General features: G+C 47.1%; 1 protein-coding gene. It reads right to left on the bottom strand.

What is annotated here, in order from left to right; genetic code table 11:
* The coding region (locus ACXAFR_RS27560; RefSeq protein WP_475183439.1) for a transposase at window positions 1–380 on the bottom strand (380 nt) is incomplete at both ends.

The raw sequence follows: 380 nt of genomic DNA, 5'->3' as shown, positions 1-380 counted from the left end.
TTGATTTGACGTTGGATTTTATCCCGCTTGCACGTCAATTCTTCCAAGGTGCCGGAATGTTCCTTAGCCGCGTTTGAGCTTATTTTACAGCCATCAATAGCGATGAGTTCATGGCCTAACAGACCTTGCTCATCGCAGACCATCAGTATCTGCGTAAAAATGTCTTCGATGGCTTCAGGATGCCCGCTGATAAAACTGGCGATGCTGGTAAAGTGCGGTGCCGTATCACACGACAATGCTTTGAACAGGATGTTGTTTTGGCATTCCCATTCGATGTCTCGACTGGAGCGAATACCTTTGTAGTAGGCAAAGAGAATGATCTTTAGAAGAATCGCGGGGTCGTAGGCAGCGCGGCCACCACTATCGTTTTTGTACTTGTT

The organism is Pseudomaricurvus sp. ABR4_320 (genome assembly GCF_056159445.1).
This window is presented reverse-complemented; position numbering and strand designations above follow the sequence as displayed.